The following is a 2719-nucleotide window of genomic DNA, read 5'->3' as shown; positions in this document are numbered from 1 at the left end:
AAAACCCCCAACCTTACGATTGGGGGTTTTGGGGTAAAGCCCCTGGCGATGACCTACTCTTGCATGGCTTAAGCCACACTACCATCGGCGCGGCTGCGTTTCACTTCCGTGTTCGGGATGGGAACGGGTGGGACCACAGCGCTAATTTCACCAGGGAGAGGGTTGGAGCGTCGCCATCCAAGGAACGGATTAAGGCGCCAATCTCTCATAGGGTCTTGTGACGTAGCGGGCATTGGATTTTCTCTGACGATATCGTCGAGTCCAAGGCCACTTGAGGTTATATGGTCAAGCCGCACGGATCATTAGTATCAGTTAGCTCAATGGGTTGCCCCACTTACACACCTGACCTATCAACCACCTAGTCTTGATGGTTCCTTTAGGGGGCTTGTGCCCCGGGAGATCTCATCTTGAGGCGCGCTTCCCGCTTAGATGCTTTCAGCGGTTATCGCTTCCGAACATAGCTACCCGGCAATGCCACTGGCGTGACAACCGGAACACCAGAGGTTCGTCCACTCCGGTCCTCTCGTACTAGGAGCAGCCCCTCTCAAATCTCCAACGCCCATGGCAGATAGGGACCGAACTGTCTCACGACGTTCTGAACCCAGCTCGCGTACCACTTTAAATGGCGAACAGCCATACCCTTGGGACCGACTACAGCCCCAGGATGTGATGAGCCGACATCGAGGTGCCAAACACCGCCGTCGATATGAACTCTTGGGCGGTATCAGCCTGTTATCCCCGGAGTACCTTTTATCCGTTGAGCGATGGCCCTTCCATACAGAACCACCGGATCACTAAGTCCTACTTTCGTACCTGCTTGATCCGTCGATCTCGCAGTCAAGCACGCTTATGCCTTTGCACACAGTGCGCGATGTCCGACCGCGCTGAGCGTACCTTCGAGCTCCTCCGTTACTCTTTGGGAGGAGACCGCCCCAGTCAAACTACCCACCATACATGGTCCCCGATCCGGATTACGGACCTAGGTTAGAACGTCAAGCACATCAGGGTGGTATTTCAAGGTTGGCTCCACCTCAGCTAGCGCCAAGGTTTCATAGCCTCCCACCTATCCTACACAGACGAACTCAACGTTCAATGTAAAGCTATAGTAAAGGTTCACGGGGTCTTTCCGTCTTGCCACGGGAACGCTGCATCTTCACAGCGATTTCAATTTCACTGAGTCTCGGGTGGAGACAGCGCCGCTGTCGTTACGCCATTCGTGCAGGTCGGAACTTACCCGACAAGGAATTTCGCTACCTTAGGACCGTTATAGTTACGGCCGCCGTTTACTGGGGCTTCGATCAAGAGCTTCGCCTTGCGGCTGACCCCATCAATTAACCTTCCAGCACCGGGCAGGCGTCACACCCTATACGTCCACTTTCGTGTTTGCAGAGTGCTGTGTTTTTGATAAACAGTCGCAGCGGCCTGGTTTCTGCGACCCCCCTCAGCTATAGCCCGCATGGGCCACCAAAGAGGGTGCACCTTCTCCCGAAGTTACGGTGCCATGTTGCCTAGTTCCTTCACCCGAGTTCTCTCAAGCGCCTGAGAATTCTCATCCTACCCACCTGTGTCGGTTTACGGTACGGTCTGCGTGAGCTGAAGCTTAGGAGCTTTTCCTGGAAGCGTGGTATCAGTGACTTCGTCCTAAAGGACTCGTCTCGGTGCTCGGTCTTAAAGGATCCCGGATTTGCCAAAGATCCAAACCTACCGCCTTTCCCCGGGACAACCAACGCCCGGTACACCTAACCTTCTCCGTCCCTCCATCGCACTCACGCGAGGTGCAGGAATATTAACCTGCTTCCCATCGACTACGGCTTTCGCCCTCGCCTTAGGGACCGACTAACCCTGCGTCGATTAACGTTGCGCAAGGAAACCTTGGGCTTTCGGCGTGCGGGCTTTTCACCCGCATTATCGTTACTCATGTCAGCATTCGCACTTCCGATACCTCCAGCAGCCTTCTCAAGCCACCTTCGCAGGCTTACGGAACGCTCCTCTACCGCGCATAACAAAGTTATGCACCCCAAGCTTCGGTTTCGTGCTTAGCCCCGTTAAATCTTCCGCGCAGACCGACTCGACCAGTGAGCTATTACGCTTTCTTTAAAGGGTGGCTGCTTCTAAGCCAACCTCCTGGCTGTCTGTGCCTTTCCACATCGTTTTCCACTTAGCACGAAATTTGGGACCTTAGCTGTGGGTCTGGGTTGTTTCCCTTTTCACGACGGACGTTAGCACCCGCCGTGTGTCTCCCGTACATTCTGTCTTGGTATTCGGAGTTTGCCATGGTTTGCTAAGACGCGATGTCCCGCTAGCCATAACAGTGCTCTACCCCCAAGAAGATTCATACGAGGCGCTACCTAAATAGCTTTCGAGGAGAACCAGCTATCTCCGGGTTCGATTAGCTTTTCACTCCTAATCACACCTCATCCCCTACCTTTGCAACGGGAGTGGGTTCGGGCCTCCAGTACCTGTTACGGCACCTTCACCCTGGGCATGACTAGATCACCCGGTTTCGGGTCTACTGCCCGCGACTATGCGCCCTTATCAGACTCGGTTTCCCTTCGCCTCCCCTATACGGTTAAGCTTGCCACGAACAGTAAGTCGCTGACCCATTATACAAAAGGTACGCAGTCACCCTTGCGGGCTCCTACTGCTTGTACGCACACGGTTTCAGGATCTATTTCACTCCCCTCTCCGGGGTTCTTTTCGCCTTTCCCTCACGGTACTG

Annotated in this window: 2 rRNA genes (1 of these 2 only partly in view); both read right to left on the bottom strand. The window is 54.4% G+C overall.

The features are described 5' to 3' along the window. Positions 1–40: 40 nt before the first annotated feature. Positions 41–155: ribosomal RNA gene (gene rrf, locus ACSQ1W_RS21365) — 5S ribosomal RNA — on the bottom strand. Positions 156–281: 126 nt separating this feature from the next. Then, positions 282–2719 (bottom strand): 23S ribosomal RNA (locus ACSQ1W_RS21360); it runs 441 nt beyond the window's last position.

The sequence above is a fragment of the Pseudoxanthomonas sp. LjRoot143 genome (assembly GCF_964252945.1).
Taxonomy (GTDB): domain Bacteria; phylum Pseudomonadota; class Gammaproteobacteria; order Xanthomonadales; family Xanthomonadaceae; genus Pseudoxanthomonas_A.
Note: the sequence above shows the minus strand (reverse complement) of the source record. Positions and strands in the feature narration are given on the sequence as shown.